Source organism: Shewanella aquimarina, assembly GCF_023349185.1.
Classification (GTDB): Bacteria; Pseudomonadota; Gammaproteobacteria; order Enterobacterales; family Shewanellaceae; genus Shewanella; species Shewanella aquimarina.
Genome location: NZ_JAKIKY010000003.1, coordinates 352,112 through 377,037, shown reverse-complemented (window position 1 = coordinate 377,037; position 24,926 = coordinate 352,112). Strand labels below are relative to the sequence as shown.

General features: G+C 50.9%; 18 protein-coding genes and 1 pseudogene. 12 read left to right on the top strand and 7 right to left on the bottom strand.

Annotation, left to right across the window (positions count from 1 at the left end; all coding sequences use genetic code 11):
• Positions 1–432: 432 nt before the first annotated feature.
• The 5 genes from L2731_RS05860 (at position 433) to L2731_RS05840 (ending at position 3,388) form a co-directional block, all read left to right on the top strand.
• The gene (locus L2731_RS05860; protein WP_249252223.1) at positions 433–837 is read left to right on the top strand and encodes a GFA family protein; all 405 of its coding nucleotides are present in this window, start codon (positions 433–435) and stop codon (positions 835–837) included.
• A gap of 85 nt (positions 838–922) precedes the next feature.
• Complete coding sequence (locus L2731_RS05855; protein WP_249252222.1) at positions 923–2,020, top strand: NAD(P)H-dependent flavin oxidoreductase; 1,098 nt, start codon at positions 923–925, stop codon at positions 2,018–2,020.
• A 5-nt stretch (positions 2,021–2,025) separates the two neighbouring features.
• Positions 2,026–2,484: a GNAT family N-acetyltransferase gene (locus tag L2731_RS05850; RefSeq protein WP_249252221.1), complete on the top strand. Its 459-nt coding sequence runs from the start codon at positions 2,026–2,028 to the stop codon at positions 2,482–2,484.
• A gap of 50 nt (positions 2,485–2,534) precedes the next feature.
• Positions 2,535–2,960 carry a hypothetical protein gene (locus tag L2731_RS05845; protein WP_239850463.1) on the top strand — a complete coding sequence of 142 codons (426 nt, stop codon included), beginning with the start codon at positions 2,535–2,537 and terminating at the stop codon, positions 2,958–2,960.
• Positions 2,961–2,965: 5 nt separating this feature from the next.
• A complete protein-coding gene (locus L2731_RS05840; RefSeq protein ID WP_249252289.1) occupies positions 2,966–3,388 on the top strand; it encodes a DUF3465 domain-containing protein in 423 nt (140 codons plus the stop codon).
• A gap of 1 nt (position 3,389) precedes the next feature.
• Here the strand turns inward: L2731_RS05840 and L2731_RS05835 are convergent, their stop codons facing one another.
• A complete protein-coding gene (locus tag L2731_RS05835) occupies positions 3,390–4,676 on the bottom strand; it encodes an HD-GYP domain-containing protein (protein WP_249252220.1) in 1,287 nt (428 codons plus the stop codon).
• Between the two features lie 466 nt (positions 4,677–5,142).
• Between L2731_RS05835 and L2731_RS05830 the strand changes: the two genes are divergently transcribed.
• Both L2731_RS05830 and L2731_RS05825 read left to right on the top strand, forming a co-directional pair.
• Complete coding sequence (locus L2731_RS05830) at positions 5,143–6,630, top strand: DEAD/DEAH box helicase (RefSeq protein ID WP_249252219.1); 1,488 nt, start codon at positions 5,143–5,145, stop codon at positions 6,628–6,630.
• A gap of 854 nt (positions 6,631–7,484) precedes the next feature.
• Positions 7,485–7,889: a hypothetical protein gene (locus tag L2731_RS05825; RefSeq protein WP_249252218.1), complete on the top strand. Its 405-nt coding sequence runs from the start codon at positions 7,485–7,487 to the stop codon at positions 7,887–7,889.
• A 122-nt stretch (positions 7,890–8,011) separates the two neighbouring features.
• On the opposite strand, the gene L2731_RS05820 is transcribed toward L2731_RS05825, so the two are convergent.
• The gene (locus tag L2731_RS05820; protein ID WP_249252217.1) at positions 8,012–9,214 is read right to left on the bottom strand and encodes an IS4 family transposase; all 1,203 of its coding nucleotides are present in this window, start codon (positions 9,212–9,214) and stop codon (positions 8,012–8,014) included.
• Positions 9,215–9,373: 159 nt separating this feature from the next.
• Between L2731_RS05820 and L2731_RS05815 the strand changes: the two genes are divergently transcribed.
• Complete coding sequence (locus L2731_RS05815; protein ID WP_249252216.1) at positions 9,374–10,555, top strand: hypothetical protein; 1,182 nt, start codon at positions 9,374–9,376, stop codon at positions 10,553–10,555.
• A gap of 18 nt (positions 10,556–10,573) precedes the next feature.
• On the top strand, positions 10,574–11,209 hold the full coding sequence (locus tag L2731_RS05810; RefSeq protein ID WP_249252215.1) for a DUF4937 domain-containing protein: 636 nt from the start codon (positions 10,574–10,576) through the stop codon (positions 11,207–11,209).
• A 22-nt stretch (positions 11,210–11,231) separates the two neighbouring features.
• Here the strand turns inward: L2731_RS05810 and L2731_RS05805 are convergent.
• The 5 genes and pseudogenes from L2731_RS05805 to L2731_RS05785 all read right to left on the bottom strand — a co-directional run.
• Positions 11,232–11,483, bottom strand: a pseudogene (locus L2731_RS05805) (transposase); the annotation flags it as partial.
• A gap of 174 nt (positions 11,484–11,657) precedes the next feature.
• Entirely contained in the window at positions 11,658–13,661 is a 2,004-nt protein-coding gene (locus L2731_RS05800) for an alpha-amylase family glycosyl hydrolase (RefSeq protein ID WP_415837015.1), read from the bottom strand.
• Complete coding sequence (locus L2731_RS05795) at positions 13,661–15,616, bottom strand: glycoside hydrolase family 13 protein (RefSeq protein WP_249252214.1); 1,956 nt, start codon at positions 15,614–15,616, stop codon at positions 13,661–13,663. Before L2731_RS05795 ends, L2731_RS05800 begins: the two co-directional genes overlap by 1 nt.
• 14 nt (positions 15,617–15,630) lie before the next feature.
• Positions 15,631–17,133, bottom strand: a complete 1,503-nt coding sequence (locus tag L2731_RS05790; protein WP_249252213.1) for a tryptophan halogenase family protein — start codon at positions 17,131–17,133, stop codon at positions 15,631–15,633.
• Between the two features lie 139 nt (positions 17,134–17,272).
• Entirely contained in the window at positions 17,273–20,002 is a 2,730-nt protein-coding gene (locus tag L2731_RS05785) for a TonB-dependent receptor (protein WP_249252212.1), read from the bottom strand.
• Positions 20,003–20,488: 486 nt separating this feature from the next.
• Here L2731_RS05785 and L2731_RS05780 point away from each other — a divergent pair, with 486 nt between their 5' ends.
• The 3 genes from L2731_RS05780 (at position 20,489) to L2731_RS05770 (ending at position 24,870) form a co-directional block, all read left to right on the top strand.
• Positions 20,489–22,114 carry an alpha-glucosidase gene (locus tag L2731_RS05780; protein ID WP_249252211.1) on the top strand — a complete coding sequence of 542 codons (1,626 nt, stop codon included), beginning with the start codon at positions 20,489–20,491 and terminating at the stop codon, positions 22,112–22,114.
• Between the two features lie 110 nt (positions 22,115–22,224).
• Complete coding sequence (locus L2731_RS05775; RefSeq protein ID WP_239850473.1) at positions 22,225–23,490, top strand: sugar MFS transporter; 1,266 nt, start codon at positions 22,225–22,227, stop codon at positions 23,488–23,490.
• A gap of 159 nt (positions 23,491–23,649) precedes the next feature.
• Entirely contained in the window at positions 23,650–24,870 is a 1,221-nt protein-coding gene (locus tag L2731_RS05770; RefSeq protein WP_249252209.1) for an RsmB/NOP family class I SAM-dependent RNA methyltransferase, read from the top strand.
• Positions 24,871–24,926: the final 56 nt, after the last annotated feature.

Genomic DNA, 24,926 nt, shown 5'->3' with positions numbered 1-24,926 from the left:
GCTGGTCGTGATGGTGCGTTGCTGCGCGCGCTGGCTGCAGGGCGCGCCGATGGTATCTGTGTGCAAGACATTCCGTGTACCTTTTATTGTCGTTTTTTATTTAGGGTGAGGGGAGTTACTGCCTGCCATGTTAGAAGGGAAGGCTTGAGCGGAGCAATCGACTGCATACGTATTCACCGGGAGTGCTCCCTGCGATCCCCGAAACCTTAACGAAGAAGCCCTATGTCACGAGTGGGGTACAAGGAGGGGATTTGGCTGCTTGGCGTAGTCTGTTACCAGGGAGAAACGCCAGCGCGTTAGGTGAGCATTTCGTGCTTTGCCACATTTAGTTACGCAATTTAACGATTTAGTGCAGAAATTTATACTGAATTGATGCCGTAAGTTATGGCAGCATAAGCGCTTGTTGTCATTGTGAGTTGGATCAGTAAACCCATGTATCAAGGAAGTTGTCTATGTGGTGGCATTAAAGTCGCCATCAGCGGACCCATAAGTCAGATCATTCATTGCCACTGTTCCCTGTGTCGTAAATCGAGCGGTACGGCATTTGCCACCAATGGTTTTGTCGAATTGGTGGACTTCAATCTATCGGATGAGGCAAATTTCCTTTCAAATTTTGAATTTTCGCCGGGAAAACGGCGTTATTTTTGTCGTCGTTGCGCCTCGCCCATCTATAGCGCCAACGACCAGGACAGCAAGCGAATTCGCCTGCGACTCGGTATCTTAGACTCAGCGATCAACGAACGCCCCATCTCCCACAATTTTGTCACCTCTAAGGCCAATTGGGAGGAGATGGATGCCAAGTTACCTTGGTATGAGGGCCATGAGCCCGGCAGGTAATTTTTGAGCCAGGTAGGCCATTCTTATATCTACTAAGGGCATTTACTAAGGTCATCTACTAAGGGCATTCACTAAGGATAAGGTGATGGGTAACAAGCATTTTAAGGCCCTGTTGGGCACTGAGCTGCCAATCATTCAGGCGCCTATGGCAGGCGTGCAAGACAGCAAACTTGCCATTGCCGTGGCGAAGGTTGGTGGGCTAGGTTCCATCCCCTGTGGCATGTTGAGTAAGGCGCAGATCATAGATGAGATTAAGGCGTTCAGGGCGGCTACTAACGCGCCGCTCAATCTTAATTTCTTCTGTCATCAACTTCCCCCATTTGATCCCAAGGCACAGGCGCACTGGCATGAGGCACTTATTCCTTATTTCGATGAGCTTGGGATAGAGGTCGATCTCGGCCAAGGCGGCGCCAGTCGTATGCCCTTTAATCATGCGATCGCCGATGAGATAGCGCCCTATAAACCCGAGGTGATAAGTTTTCATTTCGGCTTACCCGATACCGAGCTGCTGGCGCGAGTGAAATCCTGGGGCAGCAAGGTGATCGCCAGCGCCACCACCTTAGCCGAGGCTGAGTATCTCACCGCGCGAGGCGTCGATGGCATAATCGCCCAGGGTATCGAGGCGGGCGGTCACAGAGGCATGTTTCTCAGTGAGGATCTCAACACCCAGCTTGAGATGGCAAGCCTGCTTATCCAGATAGCCAAAGGTGTCGACCTGCCTGTGATTGCCGCCGGCGGCATAGGCGATAGTCATGCGGCAAGAGCCGCCATGGACCAAGGCGCCTGCGCCGTACAGGTGGGCAGCGCCTATCTCTTGTGTGATGAGGCCAATACCTCAAGCCTGCACAGAGTGGCAATCGAGCACGCGGCCAAGGCGGATGTATCAAGAGCTCATGGGGCTGGAGACCGCACCGCCTTGACCAATATCTTCTCTGGTAGGCCTGCAAGAGGCATAGTGAACCGCGCCATGACAGAGTTAGGGTCGATGAATCCTCGGGCACCGGCCTTTCCCTACGCCACAAACTTGATGGCGCAACTGCGAAAGGCGAGTGAGGCCCTCGGCAGGAGTGATTTCTCACCGCTTTGGTGTGGCGCAAATATCACAGCCTGCAGAAAGATCTCTGCCGCCGAGATGACTTTGGCGCTAATGGAAAGTGCGCCGCATGATAATAAATATGAGTAGAAGCTATGCAGATAATTAGTAATCGGAACCAGTTAACCATAAGTCAGGCAGAGGGCGAGAACAGCGAACTCGTCGATGCCCTGGTCGATGGGGTACGCCAGTTTAATTTCGATAAGATGGGGAAGGAGACGAGTGAGCCGCTCACCGTACTGGCCCATAATGACTTGGGTAAGCTAATTGGTGGTGTCTATGGGCGAACCATCTATAAAAATTTTCTTATTCATGTGGTCTGGGTGGATGAATCCGCCCGCGGCACAGGTCTTGGGCGTGAGTTGATGTTAGCTGCTGAGCAGTTAGCCGTCGGTCGTGGCTGCCTGCAGGCCCAGGTGGATACCCTGGATTTTCAGGCGCCGGATTTTTACCAGAAGCTGGGATTTACCCTAGCAGGGACCGTGCCTGCGTTCGAGGGCAGCCCGGCGCGCTACTTTTTAATGAAGCGCTATTGTGATAGTGTGGTTCGTTAATCTTTTCAACAATAAAATCATTGCATTAACCTATTATTCAAGGATGAAAAATGTCTAAAAAATTGATTACCAAGGTCATATTAACTCTGGCACTAACGGCCTGTGGTGCCACCCAAGCGCCCTCAAGTGAATCCAATTCTGGTGATAGCGCCGTACTCAATAACCTGCTTGAAGTCAGTTTTGGGGACTTAGGTAACTATTGGCAGGCCAAACCGGTAAATCCTGTTATGTTAAAGTCGCGCCCCAAGTGGATCCCTAAGGGGGCCGGCAAGTTTAGCTATTTTGTGGTTATCGATAGTCAGGGCAATGAGGTGAGTAAGACACTGGTAGGCTCCACGCCCGAAGGTTGGATGACTCAGGCTAAGCTAGATAAGATGCCAAAGGCAAGCTATGTCGCTAGCGAGACTAACCCTGAACATAAGCCCGTCAAAGTCTTGATGACGGCTGAAGTCATTCGTATGGCGGGCAAGAGATGAAGTTGATGACATTGAAAGGTAAAGGCTTATTGTTTGTCGGCAGAGTGCTTGCCGCGCTTGTATTGGCGTTGAGTGTAACGCTTTCGGTATCGGCGAATGATGCGCAGCTCAGTCAGGCGTTTGAACAAAAGCAAAGTGGGCTGCAGATCCAGGGAGAAGGGAAAGTGATACGCCTGCTCGGTGACGACACCAAGGGGAGTCGTCATCAGCGTTTCATTGTGCGCCTGGCCAGCGGCCAGACCCTCTTGGTGGCCCATAATATCGACCTTGCGCCGCGTATCGCTGATCTTAAGGTCGGCGACAGGGTTGGCTTCTTCGGTGAGTATGAGTGGAATAATCGCGGCGGCGTGATCCATTGGACACACAAGGATCCTAATGGTCATCACCCGGCGGGTTGGTTAAGCCATAATGGGCAAAAATACCAATAACCTACTGGCTGGTTTCTAATTCTGAGTTAGTCAACGCGGCGGGCTGCACCTTCAGTGGCTGTTTGAGTGGTTGTTCGAACAGGGACGCGCGCGACAGCAGTTCGAATCTGTTGTTAATGGCCATGAAGCTGTCGACCAGCTTAGGGTCGAAGTGGGTTCCCTTATCTTGGCAGATTAAGTCCATCGCCTCTTGGTGACTAAAGGGGCGTTTATAGCAGCGCGGCGAGGTGAGGGCGTCATACACATCTACCAAGGCGACGATGCGGGCAGAAAGTGGAATCGCTTCGCCTTTTAACCCTGCCGGATAGCCGCTGCCATCCCACCATTCATGGTGACCTCCCGCAATGTCTCGTCCCATCTTGATAAAGGTGCATTCGGGTGCGTAGCTGAGCAGGCTCTCCAGTACCTGGGCGCCGATTACGGGATGGGCCTTTATCTGTTCAAACTCCTCAGGGGTAAGCCTGCCTGGTTTCAACAAGATGGCATCGGCAATCCCCACCTTGCCAATGTCGTGCAAAATGGATGACAGGGTGATCTCCTGAATAAAATCATCGGTTAACTCAGTTGGCGCATCTTTATCCGTCTGACGCTGGGTGGCCAGCATCTTGGCATAGTGCTGCATGCGGATAAGGTGGGCGCCGGTTTCGTTGTCACGGTATTCTGCCAGCTTTGCCAGCCCCATCACGGTTGCGCGCCGCGATGCTATGGTGGATCGCAGCGAGTGGGTCAGTTTACCCAGTAGGAAGGCGGCAGACTGAGTGACCATGGCGTTGGTGACGATGAAGTTTATCGCCACTACTGACCAGATAAAGCCGTTATAACCTTGGGTCTCGGGCCATTGAAACCACTGGTTATGGTAGGCGACGCCGATGGAGATGAGAGCGGCTGCGTTGAGTAGTTGGGCGCATAGACTGGCCTTTTTACCAATTAATATGCTGGTGAGCGGCGGAAACACAAACAGCCAGAAGAAGCCGGCACCGGTTGGCCCTATGGTAATGAGAAAAGCCACGCCGATGGCGAAAAACATCAAACAACCGATACAGTAGCGCAGGCTCTGCCTGAGTCCCCGGGCTAGTAAGATGTAGAGCAGGAGAAGATAGGCTAGCGTATCGAAGGCGGCCATGCCGATCAGCCCCATCTGAATACAGAGATAAACGCTGGTGATGTACACAGGCACACACAAGATGGCGAGCAGGCCAAATAGGCGCTTGAAGATCAGTTCTCGCCAGATAGGTAAGGTGTCGTGAAGATCATGGGGGGTCGATGGGGCGAAATAGAGATCACTCATTGTCAATCCTTTGCGCTGCCAGAGCGGAAATTTACCGGCACAGCTTCTCTGGCGAGATCCTAACTGCTGTGCATCAGTTTGTGTTAAAACGCTGTGCCAAGCAAACTTTATGAGTTAGTCATGCCGGCGCATATTTTTCACCACTCCTTCATTATTACTCATAACACTGCTCGCGGGCTAATTTACCTTTCGCTAAATCATTTCTTTTGTATGAAAATGTGAATAAGACGTCGTTATGGCATAGGATTGCCTAGCTTGTGATGTTAGGGGACTAACTTAGCTCCTTGTTTCTACTTTCTTGTTCCTGCTTTCTTATTCCGTCCCTGGTTTACTTTGACTAATCTGCGCTAGTCTTAGCAGGTGGCTCTGTTATACTAGCGCGCTTCGTTTTACCAGCCGGTTGATTGGCTGACGATTTTTGCCTTTTCTGCCCTAATTTTCGCCTTTTGGCACTAAGAGAGAATTCATGACTTTTGCACATCTTGGCCTGCCCACAGCCCTGTTGGCTAACCTTGAACAACTCGGTTATCACAAGCCAACGCCGATCCAACAAGAAGCCATTCCCTTAGCGCTTAAGGGCAAGAACCTGATCGCGGCGGCGCAAACCGGCAGTGGTAAGACGGCGACTTTCGTGTTGCCTATGCTCACGACCCTGATGCAGGGGCAGACACAGCGCAAGAAGCGGGCGAGGGCGATCATTCTGGCGCCTACCCGAGAGCTGGTGTTGCAGGTAAACGATCGCATCTGCGAGTACGGTAAAGGCGTGGGGCTAGCGTCCATGGCCGTCTATGGCGGGGTGGATGTGCAGGCGCAGAAGCAGCAATTGATCCAGGGCGTCGATATCGTGGTGGCCACGCCGGGTCGCCTGCGGGATCTCTATACCCAGAGGGCCATTCGCTTCGATGAGGTGGAACTCCTGGTGCTCGATGAAGCCGATCGTATGCTCGATATGGGCTTTATCGAGGATATCACCAAGATCTTAGACACACTGCCGGAAGACAGGCAGAACCTGCTGTTTTCCGCCACCTTGTCTCGCCCGGTTCGCGAGCTGGCCAAACAGGCGGTGCCTAAGGCGATCCATCTGTCGGTGACTAAGAATGAGGAGAGCGCGCCGGATATCGAGCAGTGGATCACCACTGTCGATAAGGATAAGAAGTCTGCGCTACTCAGCCATCTCATCAAAGAAAATGCCTGGCCTCAGGCGCTTATCTTCATCGAGACCAAACATGGCGCCGCTAAGCTGGTGAGTCAGCTAGAGAAGCGGGGCATTGAGGCCGAGTGTATTCACAGTGGTCGTACCCAGGCGGTGCGTGAACAGATCCTGGCAGATTTCAAGGCGGGCAAGATTGCTTACCTTATCTCAACCGGCATCTCAGCGCGCGGGATCGATATCGATAACCTGCCGCTGGTTATCAACTATGACCTGCCGTTTCCCGCCGATGAATATGTGCATCGCATAGGGCGTACCGGCCGCGCCGGAGCCAAGGGCGAGGCGATCTCCCTGGTATCCAAGGACGACTTTAAGAATCTCTGCATGATCGAGAGCCGTCTCGATCACCTGCTTGAGCGCCGTGAGATAGAGGGTTTCGCGCCGAGAAAACCTGTACCTGTCTCGATTCTCAATTATGTGCCTAAGGCCAAGCGTGAGCAGGCACAGGGTGAGAAAGGTGGTGAAACGTCGACTAGTCAAACCGAGAAGGGGCCTAAGGGCGCTAAGGAAAAGCGCAGAGAAGACAAGCCTAAAGGACAGTCTAAGTCTCATGAAAAGGCATCGCCCTATAAAGGTAACGCCGCCGATAAGAAGGCTAGGCCTGCTAAAGCTAAGCCAAGGAGTAATGAGACAGGAACAGGATCGACTGGTGATCGTGGTGGGAAAGATCATAGGTCAGAGTATAAAGCTGAACAAAAGCCTGCCTTTAACCCCTGGACCGATAGCCGGCCTGGTAAGAAATAAGATTTAACGAGAGCCCTCAGATTGAGGGCTTTTTTACATCTGCAGAATTCATTGCAGATGTTTGTGATTGGTATCTTTGTAGGGTGTTCTGGAATCTTAGATTTCTAACAGTCTTGTTAGCAAGATGAGAAGACTTCTGGATTGATTGCCTGAGGCAGGGTCTTCGTGCAGAAACACAGGAAAGATGAGGTCGCAGCGTAGCCTGTAGAGCTTGGTTGTTTGCCAGTGTTTTTATAACCATAGCTCCATTGATATCTAACGCCTGCCCGGCGAGGGGATGTGCAAGCACTCTTTTGGCACGCCGAGATTCCGTCCTTGGAGGCTTCACGGCGGCGTCCATGCCGCCGAGAGCCAAAAGCGTGCTTACACTGGTATCTAAATGTCTCTTCGATTTAACCACTTTTGATGACATTTAGGGTGACGAGTTGAATGTTCTGAAGGTTGCCAACCTTTACTCGCTAAACTGCGGATTTATACGGGTATAATGGCATATTGCCAAAAAGACCCACTTTCACTTCCTATCATGTAATCTTGCGAGTCCCGTTTTGTTTTTTGAAATTTCGTAACTAGTTGATTAAATTTAGTAAAAAACTGAGCATCAGCTATTTAATAGGTAGTGGTGGATGTCTCGTTAAATCGGGTGTCGTTTTGTTTTGTGACTGTTCACTTTCTCCTTGTTATGTAATGCTGTTATTGATATAAATTTCAGATATTTAAAAAGTTTGCCGCGATGTATATTAGTAGGAAGTGATTTACATAGGCGGCATTCTCGCTAATAAGCGTTATACGTAATTATGAGAATTAAGCTTGCTGCAATATTTTTATTACTAAGTTTTAGTTGTTTTGGGAGTAACATGGAACAAGGAAAAGTTGAAACTCAAAAGCTATTTGATGCAGTCTTACCTATAGCACAGCAGTTATTATTGGAAAATGAAGAGTTTTTTCCATTTGGTGAAATAATGAAACCAAATGGCGAACAAGTTAACTTATCAGCTTCAAATGGAGAAGACAGCCCAAAATCATCAGACTTAATCGACCTACTTAAAAATCACTATATTGAGGCTGCACAAAGTAACGAAATTATTGCATCTGCTTTAGTTTATGATGTTGTAGTTAATGGCTCGGATTCAATTGCCGTAGATTTGGATCATGTAAGTGGATATTCCGTTACTGTTGTCGTGCCGTATGAATTAACTGAAACGGAGTTAATCATTGGGCAAATGTTTACAGTTAAAGGTAAAAGGCTGATTTTTAAGTAAAGAGTACATTACGTATAACAAGGCAATTATGGATGGGACGTCCAAAGCTTGGCTGGCGCTCATTCTTCGCTAATTTTAGCCAAGCATTTATACGCCCCATATTGCGGCGCTGGGGGATCCCCTCATAACTCAGGTCTCCCAGCAGTGCGAACCAACTTGATGTATTCATGTATTGCCCAGTGTAAATGCTGCGCTGTTATTTGATAGTTTTCTCTTCGCCTTACCTCTTTCCCCAATCTGACAATCGACAGCACAGGCCGGTGCCGAATGGTGTTGGCCTGAAAGTGTTTTTGCCAGCCTAGATGTAAGGCAACGATACCAATTAGCCATAAGGCAATTTCAGCCAGCATAGCGATGAGCAACAACACATCTAGCCGCTTCGGACAACGACTTTTGCAGTGCCTCAGCCCCATGCCGTATTGTGGACTCTTCAAGTCTCGAAAGGTCTCTTCGATCTGCATTCCCTTAGCGTAGAGCTTTGTGACTTGGACCGAGTTAAAGTGGTTAGGTGGTAAGTTGGTTGCCAATAGCCACGGCTCTTTGCTGCTTCTTCCGTAGCTTGCTTGAGCGGTATGGTTTCTTCCAGCCTTTGAGGAACGACGGTCTTTACGACCTTTTTCTTTCGCTTTGTACAGGTGTAAATGACAGGGCAATGGGCTTTTCCTGGTGAGGTTAACACGGCCGATGTATTTGGCTTTGTTCGTTGCTGTTGGGTAAAGCGACTTATTGGAGTGCCATTGATGTGTTCCAACATACTGATAACTGACGTCACCACGAACACGCCCTAACCAAAACCAGCCGTGACTGGCGACTTGAGCAAACCAAGTATTGCGATAGCCAGCATCGGTGACGATTAGTGGACAGCAGCCATTCGGAAGCACCTTTGCCAACTCAGTGAGAAAAACATTGTGGCTGCGAGGTGCGTTGTAATCTTTGAATTCAAAAGTACGCTCATAAAGGGTCACGCTGCGCCCTTGAACACTGATGGAGGCGCGCAATGTCATCAAGCGGAGTTGTTCTCTCACATCGGCCCAATCGACAAGTACTATAGGCATTGGGTTAGCACCGCAAAGATGCATTGCATGCCAGCGATATATCGTCAATCGGTCGTTATTGATGTGGCGATTACCGAGCAAGCGGTCAATGCGTTTGATACTGTGCTTTGGCGCCACATTACCAGAGATATGACGGCCTAGCTGGGTCAAAGAGAGTTGATCACCATCTAGTAATGATTTAGTGGCAACCATAAGAGAATTAAGACGTTTTTTGTGGATGGAAGCGCATTGATTGCTAAGAGAGTCATGTAGTATCGTAATGTCACGCATGGTGTTGTTCTAGTTTGTTTTTGGCGAAATTGATTAGATCAAACAGCACCATGCGTGTCTACTAATTGATTGTAAAAGGAATTATCTGGGGGTTCCCTAGATGGCGGCGTTAGGCTCTCTAGTGAACCTTGGATGATCTCGGTGAATGGTAAATAAAAGATGATGTACTTTGCAAATAAAGGGCTTTTCATTAGAAAGCTTGATGGAAATTCGTATGTAATTCAGGATGTTTTCGGTACATGCTCATTACCATTTCAATCTACAGAAGAAGAGCTAGATGAGATCTCTAACAATATTGCAAAAGTTCATAAGCTCGTAACTATAGGTGTAGATTCAGAATTTCCAGACCTTTCAGACTTTAGATGGAACGAGTTAGAGCATTATTACATAGCGCACATTGATTACGCTTTTTTGGCTTGTCTCATGAACAGAGAGGAAATTGAGCGCTATCATTCTGTTATAGGATTATTCCCCGTCGGATATCTCGAGTGCGGTTATGGGGATAGTTCAAAGTATGCCCTAGAATTTATCCACAGTAGTTTCAAGAAACTATGTAATGATGAGAGCTTTCCTGTTCAAGAGCAAGATCTGGAACTGTTCTTAGTGACTAATCAGGTTAAGCGAATCTGCACCGATATTATGTCACTTGTCAGCCGATCAATATCTGCTTATACAGAGCTATTAAGAAGTCAAAGAAAGTGCATCGCTAAATCTTATCAAGCTATTGAGCAGTTTGAATCCAAAGAAATCATCCATCGTGGAAATGATTCATATCAAGCGGCCACTTCAGTTACTTCACTAGTTATCTCCCTTTGTTCATCATTAGATTTATCTGCGAAGTTAATTCAATATATGAATTCAGTCGACACTTCCAATATTTCCTTCAAAGCTGCCAGAGACAATCAGTATCATGAAGTGAAAAAGATAAAATCAAAATTTTTCTCAGACAAAATTTTAAGCAATATAGTTGGTATTCAAAAGACAAATGCCGACATACCCGAAATAATTCAATTTAGAAATGATCTTATTCATTCAACATCTGCGATTGAGCTAGAAAAGATTTACGTAGGTATCGAAACTGATGAGATAAATGACATGCCTTTATATTATTCCGCGCAGTACGCCCGGGATTGTTTAGATTCCGGTCAGCCCATTAGGTTCTTGGGGCGGGACTACTTCGTTGAGGGAAAGATGGATATTGAGGTTAAAGCGCTTTCTTGGATACATAAGGTTATTGAATATCATGTAAGTGTTGCGGAAGAAATACACGCTCATCTAATAGCAGTGAAAAAGCCTAACAAGTCAAAGCACTCGGACGCAGCAAGCTGCGCCGGTGTTTGAGGCGTTAGGAGCTTATTTGTGACAATAATAAAATTGGTATCTTGTCAGGTTGAATTAGGTCAAGAATTCAAGTTTTCTCAGGGTCAACTGCTGTGGAATGAGCTTAATCACTGTGCTGGCTTCAGAGGACAATTTGGTGGGTGGGTTCCATCAAAGCAACAAGCTATTATCATTGGATTATGGGAGTCATCTGATGCAGTCAATTTGTTCATGGAGAGCGTCCATGACGGTATTTATATCAGAAGTGATCAAGGCTCTACTTACAAGCAATGCGATGTGCATTACTTTGAGGGAGTCCTAAGTATTCCATCGCTAACCAATAAATTAACACAGCCAACTGACCCTGTAATACGCATTGCGTTTTGTCGTGGAGTTAAAGATGTCGAACGGTTTTTAGCTGACCAGCGTGAAATATGGAATGAAAAGATGGGGCATGCAGAAGGCATGTTGTGTGGCTATGTTGCAAGAAGCCTCAAGCAGCATGATTACTTTATTGTAATTACACAATGGAGTTCAAAAGCTTGCCATGAGCATTACGTTAAGACAATTTTTCCATTAATCAAATTGGCCGTATCTCCTAGTGATTACATCGAGAGTCTATCAGGTTGCTTGGTTGAGGAAGAGCTCACGTGGAAAGTCTCTCCTAACAAGTGACTGTGGTGTTTAGTCAATATATTTATCCGTTTTTTGCGCACCACAACTCCTCGCTTTTAAGCATGGTATTCAAGATCACGGTGAGCTTTCGGATGCAAGCTATCAGTGCTATTTTCGGCATTTTGCCAGCCGCTTTGAGACGCAGGTAATAGCGCTTAAAAACAAGATTGCACTGTATGGCTGACATCATCGCCATAAATATGACTGTGCGTATTCTGTGACGACCACCACGGATCCTGCGTTTGCCCTTGTAAGAACCACTTTCACGGTTCATTTAAAAGGACAAAAAGGGAGTTGGCTTTTGCTTCTTCGTCGCTGATTTTAGCCAATCATTTATGCGCCTCTTAGTAAGGCGGTAAATCTGACAGGATGAGTCGAAATCAAAAGCGAGTAGGCTGAGCCTGGTTAATGCTCAATCTACTCGCTTGATATCTTAAAGTGACGGGGCTTATTTCTCTCCTACGACGAGCACTTTAGATTCAAGTGGCGCCAGGTCGAGTGTGACCTGGCCTCCCTTCGTCGTTAGGGTCAATGGCGTTGTTGCGTTCTCATCACTTAGCATCTCTTTTAGCGGGTAAGTGCCCGGTGCGAGTTGCCAGCGTTTAACTAAGGCCGGGGGCAGCTCTAGGGTGAGTTGCTTTGCCTTGTCTTTAGCGAAGTTGCTGACGATGATGAGCCTCTGCTTGTCGTCGAAGCGGCTGAAGGCAAATAGGTTTGCATCATAGCCCTTATCTTGATCGATATTCGCCCTGTGCAGATCGCCATATTCGCCGCTTAGGGCGCTCAGGCTGTGGCTGAGGTTTAACAGCTTGGCGTAATAGGCTCGCAGACTCAGCTCCTCTTTTGAAGACTGACCGCCGTCAAATTTACCCATGTTCATAAAGCGCTGGTGGGCCGGCACGCCGATATAATCGAAGATGCTGGTGCGGCTGGGTTTACCAAAGCCAGCGTCTTCGCTGCCATCTTCGCCGACCTCCTGACCGAAATAGAGCAGGGTGGGCGCCTGACTTAGCGTGGTGGAGATCACCATGGCGGGCAGGGCGCTTTGAGGGTCACCGGCAAATTCAGGGCTGGCGATACGCTGCTCGTCGTGGTTCTCCAGAAAATGCAGCATGTGCCCGGCGATGTCTGCAACGCTTTTGCGATCGCGCTCGATCGCTGGTGTCCCCGCCTTACCCTGGATGATCGCCTTGAGGCTGTCGTAGAGTCCCACCTTGTCGTAGAGGTAGTCCATCTTGCCAAGGTTAATGTAGTCACGGTAGCGACTTGGGGTATAGACCTCGGCGAGCAGCAGGGCATCTGGATTCGTCTGTTTGATATTGCTGTTTAAGTAACTCCAGAAGGCGACGGGCACCATCTCGGCCATGTCATAGCGAAAACCGTCTACGCCCATGGCTAGCCAGTACTGGGCAATCTGGTTGAACTTATGCCAGGAACTGGGGATGTTTTCCTTGGGCACCTGTTGCCAGAAGGCGTAATGCTCGGCAACAGATTTGCTGTCAAAGCCCTTAGGCAACTGAGGATGATCTATGCTGCCATCTGGCTTGATGCCATAGTTGATCTTGACCGTCTCATACCAGTCGTTCTGATCTGGCTTTGCCGCGCGGGCGCCATTACCCGTCCATTTGGCGGGGAACTCCTCGAACTTGCCATCGACGAGGGGATGGGCCTCGCCGCCGAGGGGCTTGAGGTCCTGGCTAAGATCTGGCACCTCGAAGGGGGTGCCCACCACATAATAGAAGTCGTTGTCTCTGGCGTAGGCTAGCCGAGTGTTGTCATCAGCGCCGAAGTCGCTCACTCCTTGCGGGGCCGAAAGCGAGTGATAGCCGCGTGCCACATGGTTGGGGACTATGTCTATCACGACCTTCATCCCGGCGGCATGGGTGCGGGCGATCAACGCCTCGAACTCCTCAAGGCGCTTGGCGGGATCGTCTGCCAGATCCGGGTTGACGTTATAGTAATCTTTCACCGCATAGGGGGAGCCCGCACGGCCCTTGACCACATCGGGATCGTCCAATCCTATGCCATAGGCCCGATAGTCGCCCACCAGCGCGTGGTGAGGAACCCCGGTATACCAGATATGGCTGACGCCGAGGGACTTGATGCTTTCGAGCGCCTTAGGCGTAAAGTCGCTGAATTTACCTACGCCATTTTGCGCCTTGGTGCCCCAGGGGATATTGGCGGTCTGGGTGTTACCAAATAAGCGGGTGAACACCTGATAGATAACGGGTTTATCTACGCTTGCAACTTGCGCTTGGCTCACTTCATTTGCGGCATCTTCGTGCTGGTGCGCGCTGGAGCGAATCTCCATCTGCGGCAAGGCGATGGCCTGCGCCGATAGCAGCAGGGTAAAACCGCTAATGGCGGCTAAGCGAGCCATGGGGTCTAAGGTCTTAAGCCCCTGACGTGCTGGGCGAGCGCCCATAGGTCGTACTGATTTTGCTTTTAGCATCAATTGGCTTCCTCGATGGCTAGCAGGGTAACGCCTTGCTCCTTGAGGGAGAGGGTTTCATCAAGTATCACGCTTTCGCCTGTTATCACATTGCGCGCCTTGCGGACATTGCCCAGCAGATCGCGATAGCGCTCGAGTGACAGTTCGACCGGCTTGTCGTTCTTGTTGAAGATGGTCATGAGACGCGCCTTGTCGTCGCAATCTTGCTGACTACAGCGCATCTGCACGTAAACGCCATCTTCAGGCACATAGTGGCGAAGGCCGCCATTGTGGATATAGCTCGCCGTCTTACGGAAGTTGAGCAAGGTACGGGTAAAGCTCAGCATGGATGCTTGATCCGCATTTAGCCCCTTGTTATCAAAAACGGAGATGGCATCACCCTCCCATCCGCCAGGGAAATCAGAGCGAGTAATACCGTCATTACGATCTTTGGTTGGACTTTGCATCAAAATTTCTGAGCCATAGAAGATCTGTGGTATGCGGTTACTGGTCAGCACATAGGCCAGCGCCATCTTAGTCAGTGCCAGGTTGTCACCCAGCAGGCTATAGATCCTGTTGGTGTCGTGGTTGCCCTCGAAAAGTACCAGTTGTGTCGGGTCGGCATAGACCATGTCGTTCCCCAAAAACTCGAACAGGCGGATTAGCCCATCACTCCAGCTCTCTTCCTCACTCAGGGCCTTTAATAGGGTCTCGTAGAGGGGGAAGTCCATCAGACTCGGCAGCGCCGATCGGTAGCCATCCTTGTTTACCTTGTCTTTCTGCCAGTAGGCCACTGTGATGGGGTTACCTGTCCACTCTTCACCGACGATATTGAACTTAGGGTATTCGGCCATGATAGCCTTGGTCCAATTGACCAGGAAGTCCTTATCGGCATAGGAGTAGGTGTCTTCGCGAATGCCGCTGAGCTGGGCATATTCAACCCACCAGATGCTGTTTTGGATTAGGTAGTTGGCAAGCAGTGGCTGCTGCTGGTTTAGGTCCGGCATCGACTCGACAAACCAGCCATGACTGAAGTCTTGCTTGTCTTGCTCGCTAGCATAGGGGTCTTGCATCGTGGTGCGTCTGTGGCTGGTAAAGATAGGCTTAGGCGTCTGATCTTTCTCGGTTGCCGGGGCAAGATTAAGCCAGTCCTGGCTCGGTAGATCCTGCATCCACCAGTGATTGGCACCGATATGATTGACCACCACATCGGCGATGATGCCGATGCCATGCTCCTTGGCCTTCACGGCAAGCTGACGGTAATCCTGGTTGCTGCCAAATCGGGGATCGATACGGTAATGGTCGGTAACCGAGTAGCCGTGATAGGAGTACTCGGCCATATTGTTTTCGGTGAGCGGGTTGATCCACAGCTGAGTCACGCCGAGATCGGCCAGATAGTCCAGACTGTTGATGATCCCCTGAATATCACCGCCATGGCGACCGCCGGGATTGCTGCGGTCGGCATGCTCTAGCATGTCGCTCTGGTTGTCGTTACCGGGATCGCCGTTGGCGAAGCGATCCGGCGTGATGAGATAAATGACATCCTGGTTGCCAAATCCCTGGCGCGCCGCGCTGCCGTTATCGCGCTTGAGTAGCTCATAGCTAACATGCATCGCCTCACGATCGGTTTGCTTGAAAGTGAGCTCAAGGGTCTGCGCCTTGGCGCCTTGGGTGTCCAGGTTTACAAACAGGTAGTTGGGGTTCTCAGTGGTTTCAACGCCTTTAAGGGTCACGCCGTCAGCCTTAATGCTGACCTTGGCCTTGGCGATATCTTTGCCGTGAACCATGAGTTGCAGCTGGCTGTGGTGCATGCCCGCCCACCAGTTTAGCGGCTCGATACGAAGAGATGCATTGTCGTTGGTGGCCTGGGCCTGAGCTGAAAAAGTGGTGCCGCCCAGTGCTATGACAGCACCTAAAGCACCTAACGCACCGAAAGTACCTAAGGCTATGCTTCGAGAGAGGTAAGAGCGTTTCATCTGGTTATCCTTTTTTACTCTGACTGCGCGGCGCAGTGTTGTTTGAGGTAGTCATCATGACTCGCCATGGCGTCAGTCGTCTTGGTGATGATTCTGTTTAGATTATGGAGTAGTTCTGTGGTTTGCTCTGTTGTTAGTGCGCTAGCGAGGGGATGGGCACTCGCAGGCATGAGTCCTTGCCCCAGCATCACCTGGGTCCAGGCATTTTCGCTAAAGAGGGATTCCTGAGGGCAATTTATCACACCCGAGGCGGAGAATAATGCCATCTTGGCGGTTAAGGTATCAGGTACCGACATCTCGCGGCAATGTTGCCAGAATTTGTCATTATCTCTCTGATTTAATTTGTAATGTAAGATAATGAAGTCTCGGATCTGTTCAAACTCTTCAGCCGATTGGCGGTTATATTCGTCCCTTAGTGCATCCATATTCAGCAGGTTAGGGAAAAGCTTTAACAGGCGTATGATACCGCTTTGAATGAGATGCAGACTGGTGGACTCCAGAGGTTCTAAGAAGCCGCTTGAGAGTCCCAGTGAGACACAGTTTTTATGCCACTGGTTGGCGACGCGTCCCGGGATGAACTGAATCTTTCTCGGCTCGCCAATGGGCGCGCCATCTACATGCTTTTCCAGCAGTGATAAGGCCTCATCGTCATTCATGTATTGGCTCGAGTAGACGATGCCATTACCGGTTCTGTGTTGCAGCGGGATCTGCCAGCACCAGCCGGCCTTATGGGCGCAGGCGCGGGTATAGGGGCGCCTTGGCCGAGTTGCCATCGTCGGCATGGCGATGGCGCGGTCACACAAGAGCCATTGGCGGTAATCCAGATACTCGACATTAAGCGCCTGTTTGATGAGGAGGCCGTGAAATCCCGAGCAATCCAGATAGAGATCGCCTCTGATCCTCTCGCCGTTTTCGAGTTCGAGACAGTCGATATCACCGCTGTCGCTATCTAATAGGACTCGGGTTATCTTGCCTTCTTTACGGTTAACGCCGTTTTGCTGGCTGTAGTGTGCTAGCAGCTTACCATAGAGGCCTGCATCGAAATGGTAAGCATGATTGATCCCAGGAAGATCTGTGCCTGGAAGTTGAGCTAAGGATTGAAACCGATTGGCCTTAGCAGCCTGATAGTTAAGGGAGTATCGCCAATAGTCACTTGCCGACTCCGGCTTCGACTTTAGCCAGAGGTGGCGAAAGGGGGTGAGTGCAAGATCTTTGCCCTGGGTGCCGAAGGCGTGCATGTACGCCTGATCCTGTTTGAGCCAATGCTCAAATTCGATCCCCAGCTTGTAGGTGCCCTGAGTCGCCCTAAGAAAGTCGTGTTCGTTAATGCCTAATGCGCGGTTGAAGAGCTGCAGAGGGGGGATGCTGGCTTCGCCAACACCGACGGTGGCGATTTGATCTGACTCGACCAGGGTGATCTTAAGTTGCCGGCCCATCATGCGACTAAGCATGGCCGCCGCCATCCAACCTGCGCTGCCGCCACCTACGATGACCAGGTGTTTAATCTCTGATGTCATGGCTCGCTCCTTAACTTACAGCTTAAAAACTTATGCCTTAAAAACTTGCGCTTTAAAAACTAGGATCTAAAAATAATAGCCACCTTAAAAAAAAGCCCCCGTAACTGGGTTACAGAGGCTAATTTACAGGCGTGTTAGCTTAGAACTTGTAGTTCAAACCTAACATATAGTTGCGACCATAGTTTTGGAAGTCGCGTACTTCACGCTTGTCATCACCAAAGTAAGAGGTGAATGGCTCGTTGGTCAGGTTGTTTACCTGGAAGAGCACCGACAGACCGTAAAGGGCGTCAATTCCACTCTCAGAGAAGTCATAACCAATCTGCGCGTCGACAACCGTCTCCGCCTTGATGTTCACGTTTTCACGCTGCAGGCTGATCTTCGTGACTTCACCCAGGAAGTCGCTACGGTAGCGAGAGCTGACGCGAGCACTGAAGCCTGCGTTTTCGTAGTAAACCGTGGCGTTAAAGGTCTTCTCAGACAGACCCGGTAGCGTTGTTGGCTCGCTGTCTGGCGTTTCTTTCACTTCGCTATCGTTGTAGGTACCGCTTAGGATGGTACCGAAACCTTCCAAGCTGTCGGCGAATAGACCGAAATCCAGTGATAGTGAGGCTTCGATACCCTGTACGTAACCGCCTTGACCATTCTGTGGCTGAGTCACGTTACCGATAGGATTACCAGGTTGCTCAGGGAACAGCTCACCAAAGTTGAAGTTGGATTGCTGATCATAGATATAGTTTTCCAGATCCTTGTAGAACACAGCCAGGGCGAAGTAGCCTTGATCGCTGAAGTAGTTCTCGTAGCTGATATCGTACTGACGGGCCAACCAAGGACGCAGATAAGGGTTACCTGCACCACCGGACCAGTTAACACCATCTGTTGGATTGGCGTTATAGCTGAAGTTAACGTTGGCATTCATCTTATCCATGCGTGCACGGGTAAGGGTACGTGCAGCGGCGACGCGAACCATCTGACCTTCGGCGACTTCAAAGCCAAGGTTGATGCTAGGCAGCCATTCTGTGTATGTGTCACCGGCAGTAATAGGTGTCTTGACTACCGAGCCACTGTCGACTGTTGCGACCGTGCCATCTGAGCTTTGGTCTGTGTGCACAGCCTGCAGGCCGATATTACCCGTGACAGGGATATCATAAAGATCTGTCTCAAGGTTTACCTTAACGAATGCCGTAGTCACCTCTTCAGATACATCCCATGAGTTGGTGGCGCGGCTCAGATCGACCGAATCTGCGTTGGTTTCTATATAGTTACCATCGTTGTAGAAGGCGAGTGAGTCGTAGCTCAGCATGTCGCCCATACCGAAGAAGTCCAGTGACGTTGGGTCTAACAGGTACTTTTCTGGCACGGTCAGCATATCTGGGTAGCCTTTAAGTGTCAGATAGTAGCCGTTGTCGCGCTTGCTCTTTTCACGGTCGGTGCGATTCACACCAAATTGGATGCTGCTGATAGCGCCGTCATCGAAGATATACTCAGCCGCAAGGCGCAGTGACTTAAGCTCATCTTCAATCTCTGGCTTGTTGATGAAGCCGTCTTGGCTGCTAGGGCCCATTGGATCGCCCCAGCTAAAGGCACCGCCTAGCTTGATCAGATCGGGATCTTCGTAGTCCAGGTTATGGGTGAAGTCGTATCCGCCCTGGCCGTCATATTCGAAACCTAAGCTGTCGGTGGCACCGTTGCCGTTACCGCGGCCAGTACCGGCATAACTTTCCATACCCAGGTCGGTACGGCTCGCCTTTGAAAGGGCGACATCGGCTTCGATATTCCAGTTATCGTTGATGGCATATTTGTTGTTCCAACCAATCGACAGTGATTCGGCGTCACGCACGTTGATGTCGTTACGTACGATAACGGCAGCGTCGTTGATCACCCCTTTGGTTACCAGACCGTCTTGGGTTTCCAGGGCAGTGATGCCTGAGTTTGCCCAGCCGCCACCCCATTGACCTGGGATCTCGATGCCGCGAAGACGCTGTTCATCTTTAAACTTGGTGTAGTAGAGGTCGATAACAGACTTAAAGCTGTCGTTTGGCTGATACTCGAACACAGCTAGTACGCCGTCGCGCTCAAGTTCGCTCGAACGAACGAAGGGCTTGGCACCACCGAGTACCTTTGGATTATTAGCATCATAGTCTAGCTCGGGGTAACCCCAGGCTTGCCAGCGCTCTTCCTGGTTAGGCGACTGCATACGGGCGTAACCCAGTGCAATACCTATGGTTTCGTCGGCGAATTGGTCGATGTATGAGATGCTGCTGCGATATCCCTTGTCGGTTGAGTCGCTGTTAAGTGCACCAAGATCGTTCATTTCACCGCGAAGTGAGACAGCTACTGTCTGTTCACCATGAATTAGGGGGCTAATGGTCTGCATATCGACGGTACCGCCAATGGCTTGTGCCATCACAGAGGCATCTGGCGTCTTGTAAACCACAACGCGGTTTAGCAGCTCAGAAGGGTATTGGTCGAACTCAACACCACGGTTGTCGTTAACCGAGGCCTGTTCGCGGCCGTTTAAGGTGGCGGTCGTAAAGTCTGGGCCCAGACCACGAATCGAAATCACGTTCGCGCGGCCATCGAGACGCTGCGCGGCAACACCCGGCAGGCGAGCTAACGACTCGGCGATACTCACGTCTGGCAACTTACCTATGTCTTCGGCCGAAATGGCTTCGACCACAGATGATGAGGACATCTTGAGTGATTGAGACTCTTGCAAGCTGCGACGGATCCCGGTGACTTCAATCACTTCGATCGACTGCTGGGCTTGCGCTTGGTCTTCTGTCTCTACCGCGTCTGCTGCAAAACCCTGCACACTGACACCGGCGGTAAGCAGGGCTAGCGTGAGTAGGTTAGGTTTAAATTGAAACATCCATCTTCCCCTTTTTTCACTCTATTCATTCTGTATTACTTCTTGTGTGTGAAATTAAGGGGGGACCCTTGTTCACAGCTATATAGGTGAATGAGAGTGCTTGTTATTGTACTTGTTTCTAAGTTGTTATGTAGCAGACCCGATACTACTCTCGCATTCGTCGCGGTCACAATATTATGCATACGTATTCAAAAGTGACCCAAGCCTCATAAAGGCCGCCATTTGGGGTGCGCAAGGTCACAAAATAGCCTGTCAAAATCAGATTAACTATATGTTTTTATTTGTCTTTACCCTAGGTGCCTAGAAGGTGCTTCACGCCTGTCTGTTTTGCATACGTATGCAGTGGTGTTGAACCCGATTTCCCGGATGACGTATGCTCGTTTCATTCTAATAACAATTGTTCGTCGACAACGATTGGGTAACAGGTATGCAACCCGAAGGCAGGCAGCTGCCTTTAATATAGTCGTTGGTGACATAGGGGCGATAATGAACCAACTCTACTGGTGGCGCGGCGCCGTCATCTATCAGATCTATCCTCGCAGTTTAATGGATTCCAATGGCGACGGTGTCGGGGACCTACAGGGTATCATCAGTAAACTCGATTATATTGCGAGCCTGAATGTCGATGCCATCTGGATCTCACCTTTCTTCAAGTCACCGATGAAAGACTTCGGTTATGACATCAGTGATTACCTGGCTATCGATCCCCTGTTTGGCACCATGGACGACTTCGACGAGCTGATCGACAAGGCCCATCGTCTGGGGATCAAGGTGATTATCGATCAGGTGTTGAGTCATACCTCAGATCAACACGCCTGGTTTAGCGAGAGCCGTCAGAGCCGCGACAATGCCAAGCAAGACTGGTATGTGTGGGCCGATCCTAAGCCCGACGGTACGGCGCCGAACAACTGGCTGGCGATCTTCGGTGGCTGCGCCTGGGAGTGGGAGCCACGTCGTCAACAATATTATCTGCACAACTTCTTAACCAGTCAGCCGGATCTCAACTTCCACAACCCTGATGTGCGCCGCGCGGTATTGCAGAACGTCAAGTTCTGGCTCGATAAGGGAGTGGATGGCTTCCGCCTGGATGCGATCACCTTCTGTTATCACGACGAGCAGCTCAGAGACAATCCGGCCAAGCCCGCAGACAAGCGTCAGGGCAGGGGCTTTAGCGAAGATAACCCATACGCCTACCAGTATCACTACTTCAATAACACCCGCCCGCAGACCGTAGGTTTTATCGAGGAGCTGCGCGCGCTGATCGACCAGTATCCCGGTGTGGTTACCCTGGGCGAGGTCTCATCGGAAGATTCGCTGGCCACCATGGCCGAATATACCCAGGGCGAGGATCGCCTGCATATGGCCTACAGCTTCGAGCTGCTCACCGATGACTTTAGCCCGGCTTATATTCGCCAAACTGTCGAGGCCCTTGAGCAGAGCATAGGTGATGGCTGGCCCTGCTGGGCGATAGGTAATCACGACGTGCAGCGTGTTGCGACCCGCTGGGGACGAGAAGCCTTCAATGCCGACATGGCCAAGATGCTCAATGCTTTGCTCTGTTCACTAAGGGGCAGCGTCTGTAGCTATCAGGGAGAAGAGTTGGGTCTGGGTGAGGTAGAGATCGCCTATGAACAGCTACAAGACCCCTTTGGTATCACCTTTTGGCCCATGTTCAAGGGCCGTGACGGTTGCCGAACGCCTATGCCTTGGCGTCATGACGCTAACCATGGCGGCTTCAGTGACAATAGCCCCTGGCTACCTGTACCGGCAGAGCACAAGGAGATGGCGGTCGATGTTCAAGAGGCCGATCCCGCATCGATTCTGAACCACTACCGTCATATGCTGGCTTGGCGTAAGCAGTACCACGTGTTGATCTCGGGTGATATCAAATTTATTGAGTCAACTGACGCACTCTTGGTGTTTGAACGACGCCTAGGTGAGCAAAGCTTATTAGTCGCCTTTAACCTGAGCGGCGAGCCACAAAGCTACAGCCTTGCAGGCGAGGGGGCGACCAGCTTGACGCCTTTGGCCGGGCACGGTCTGCCTGAGGCTGAACTGTCGGGTGATTCGATACAATTTGCTCCCTTTGGCTGTTTCTACGCCGTTAATTAGAGGCTTGGCTATCTAGGTCTCCAGAGAATCCAGGGCTCAAAATAATCTTATTGCGTGAAAATTTTTAACAGTACAACCAGAAAGATAAAATAACAAAAGAGAACTTAACCATGGCAATGATGCAACAAAGTAGCACGGCTACCGGGGTCGGTGGCGAGCAGGAGAACTATCGTTTCGCGCTAGTCTCCCTGACTTCGCTGTTTTTCATGTGGGGCTTTATCACCTGTCTTAACGACATATTGATCCCCCACCTCAAGGCGGCGTTTTCGCTCAACTATGCCGAGGCGATGCTGATTCAGTTCTGCTTCTTCGGCGCCTACTTCCTGGTCTCTATGCCGGCCGGTAAGCTGGTGAGAGCGCTAGGCTATCAGAAAGGGATTGTCACAGGCTTGCTGATCGCGGCGCTGGGCTGCGCGCTCTTCTATCCTGCGGCGGCGCTGGCGACTTATGGACTCTTCTTAGGCGCCTTGTTCGTGTTGGCCTCAGGGATCACTATTTTGCAGGTGGCGGCGAACCCCTATGTGAATGCATTGGGTAGCGTAGAGACCGCCTCAAGTCGTCTTAACCTGACTCAGGCCTTCAACGCCTTGGGTACCACGGTTGCGCCATATTTTGGCGCCGTGTTGATCCTCTCTGTCGCAGTTGAGGCCAGCGAGACCCTGACCCAGGCACAGGCCGAGGCGGAAGTGGTTAAGCTGCCTTATCTGATCCTCGCCAGTGCCCTTGGTATTCTGGCGTTGGTCTTTGCCAAGCTGGATCTGCCGCAGATCAAAGAGCATTGTCAAAGCGGTGAGCAAGGCGAGCTGGTGCATAATGGCAAGACCAGCGCGCTGCAGTCTGTTCACCTGGTACTGGGCGCCGTGGGGATCTTCGTCTACGTGGGTGCCGAGGTCTCTATCGGTAGCTTCCTGGTTAACTTCCTGGCCCAGGATGACATTGCCGGACTCAGTGAGGCCAGCGCCGCGAGTTACATCACCTATTACTGGGGCGGTGCCATGGTGGGTCGCTTCATCGGTAGCGCCGTGATGCAGAAGGTGCCTGCCGGTACCGTACTTGGTTTCAACGCCCTGATGGCGGCGCTCTTGGTTGCGCTGGCCATGACCAGTACCGGTAACGTCGCCATGTGGGCGATTCTGGCGGTCGGCCTGTTTAACTCCATCATGTTCCCAACCATCTTCAGTCTGGCACTTAGGGATCTTGGCCCTCACACCTCACAAGGTTCGGGTGTGCTCTGCTTGGCCATCGTGGGCGGTGCGATTCTGCCGCTGCTTCAGGGTGTGCTTGCCGATAATATCGGTATCCAGCAGGCCTTCTTCCTGCCGATCATCTGTTACCTGTTTATTATGTTCTATGGCGTGAAAGGGTCTAAGCTTTAAGGCCTATTGCGTTTACAGTAATGCGATTAATAAGAGGCAAGCAGCAATGCTTGCCTTTTTTATTGACAGAATGGCCGCTAGCGCTTGCCTAATAGGGGCTTAACTCCTATGATCGCCAGCGATTTTTATTATCTAGGCTCTGCTACTTTAGGCTCTACTATGTTAAATGCGTCGCTATCTCCAAGTTCAACCGAATTAGTTATTAATGTGCTGGCCATGGTGCTCGAAGAGGGCAAACCGCTGGACAGAGCCTATTCCCATCACTTCTCTGGACTCAAGTTAGCACCGTCCGAGCAGGCGCGTATCACCTATGTGACTGGCGATCTGCTGCGCCGTCTCAACTTTTACTGTCATCTGGCCGATATCTCAACCGATGAGATAACCCGTATGGGATCACGCCTGCTCAACGCCTGGCACATGGCTAACCAGCTGCCTATTCCTAAGTTGCAGTACACCCTGGCGATCGAAGAAGATGATTTTAATCAGCGCCTGGAAGCGGCCAAGCAGCAAGAAGTCCTGTTCGATGGCTGCCCGGAATGGCTCAATACCTTGGGCCAGCAGCAGTTAGGCGATGACTGGGCCAAGGAGCGCGCCGCGCTGGCACAGGCGCCTAAGCGTTACCTGCGCGTTAACCCGCTCAAGACAGATCGTGAGGATCTGGCCAAGCGCCTAGCAAAGGAAGGGGTCGAGACCCGTGAGGTGCCGGGTGTGCCAAGCGCGCTCGAGGTTATCTCTGATGCGGCGCTGTTTCGCACCGAGTGCTTCAAGCAGGGGCTGTTTGAGCAGCAAGACGCAGGTTCTCAGCACGTGGCCGCGGCCGTGGGCGCAGAGCCCGGCATGCGGGTGATCGATGCCTGCGCCGGCGCAGGTGGTAAGACGCTTGCCATTGCCGCGCAGATGCAGGGCAAGGGACGTCTATTGGCCATGGACGTTGAGCAGTGGAAACTGGACAACTTGAAGCAGCGAGCGCGCCGCGCCGGTGCCCATAACGTCGAGACCCGCATCATTGCCAGCAGCAAGACCATCAAGCGTCTTAAACTGAGCGCCGACAGGGTGCTGTTGGACGTGCCTTGTTCCGGCCTTGGGGTCCTCAAGCGTAATCCCGATGCCAAGTGGCGTGACACGCCGGAGCGCCTGCCGGTATTGGTCGAGCTGCAAAAGGAGATCCTGCAGAGCTATAGCCGCATGGTGAAGGTCGACGGCATCTTGATCTACGCCACTTGCTCTATCATGCCACAGGAGAATCGCCAGCAGGTCGATGCCTTCCTGGCTGCCAATCCGCACTTTAGCTTCATCGACGATGAAACAGTTAGCGTGGCCGACAGCGGCTTCGACGGCTTCTACTTGGCGCGTATGAAACGCACCGCGATCTCTGCTTAATCTGCATTCAGTGATCTAGGTCACAGGTGTCGGCTCAGGGCGTGGGTAACTGCGCA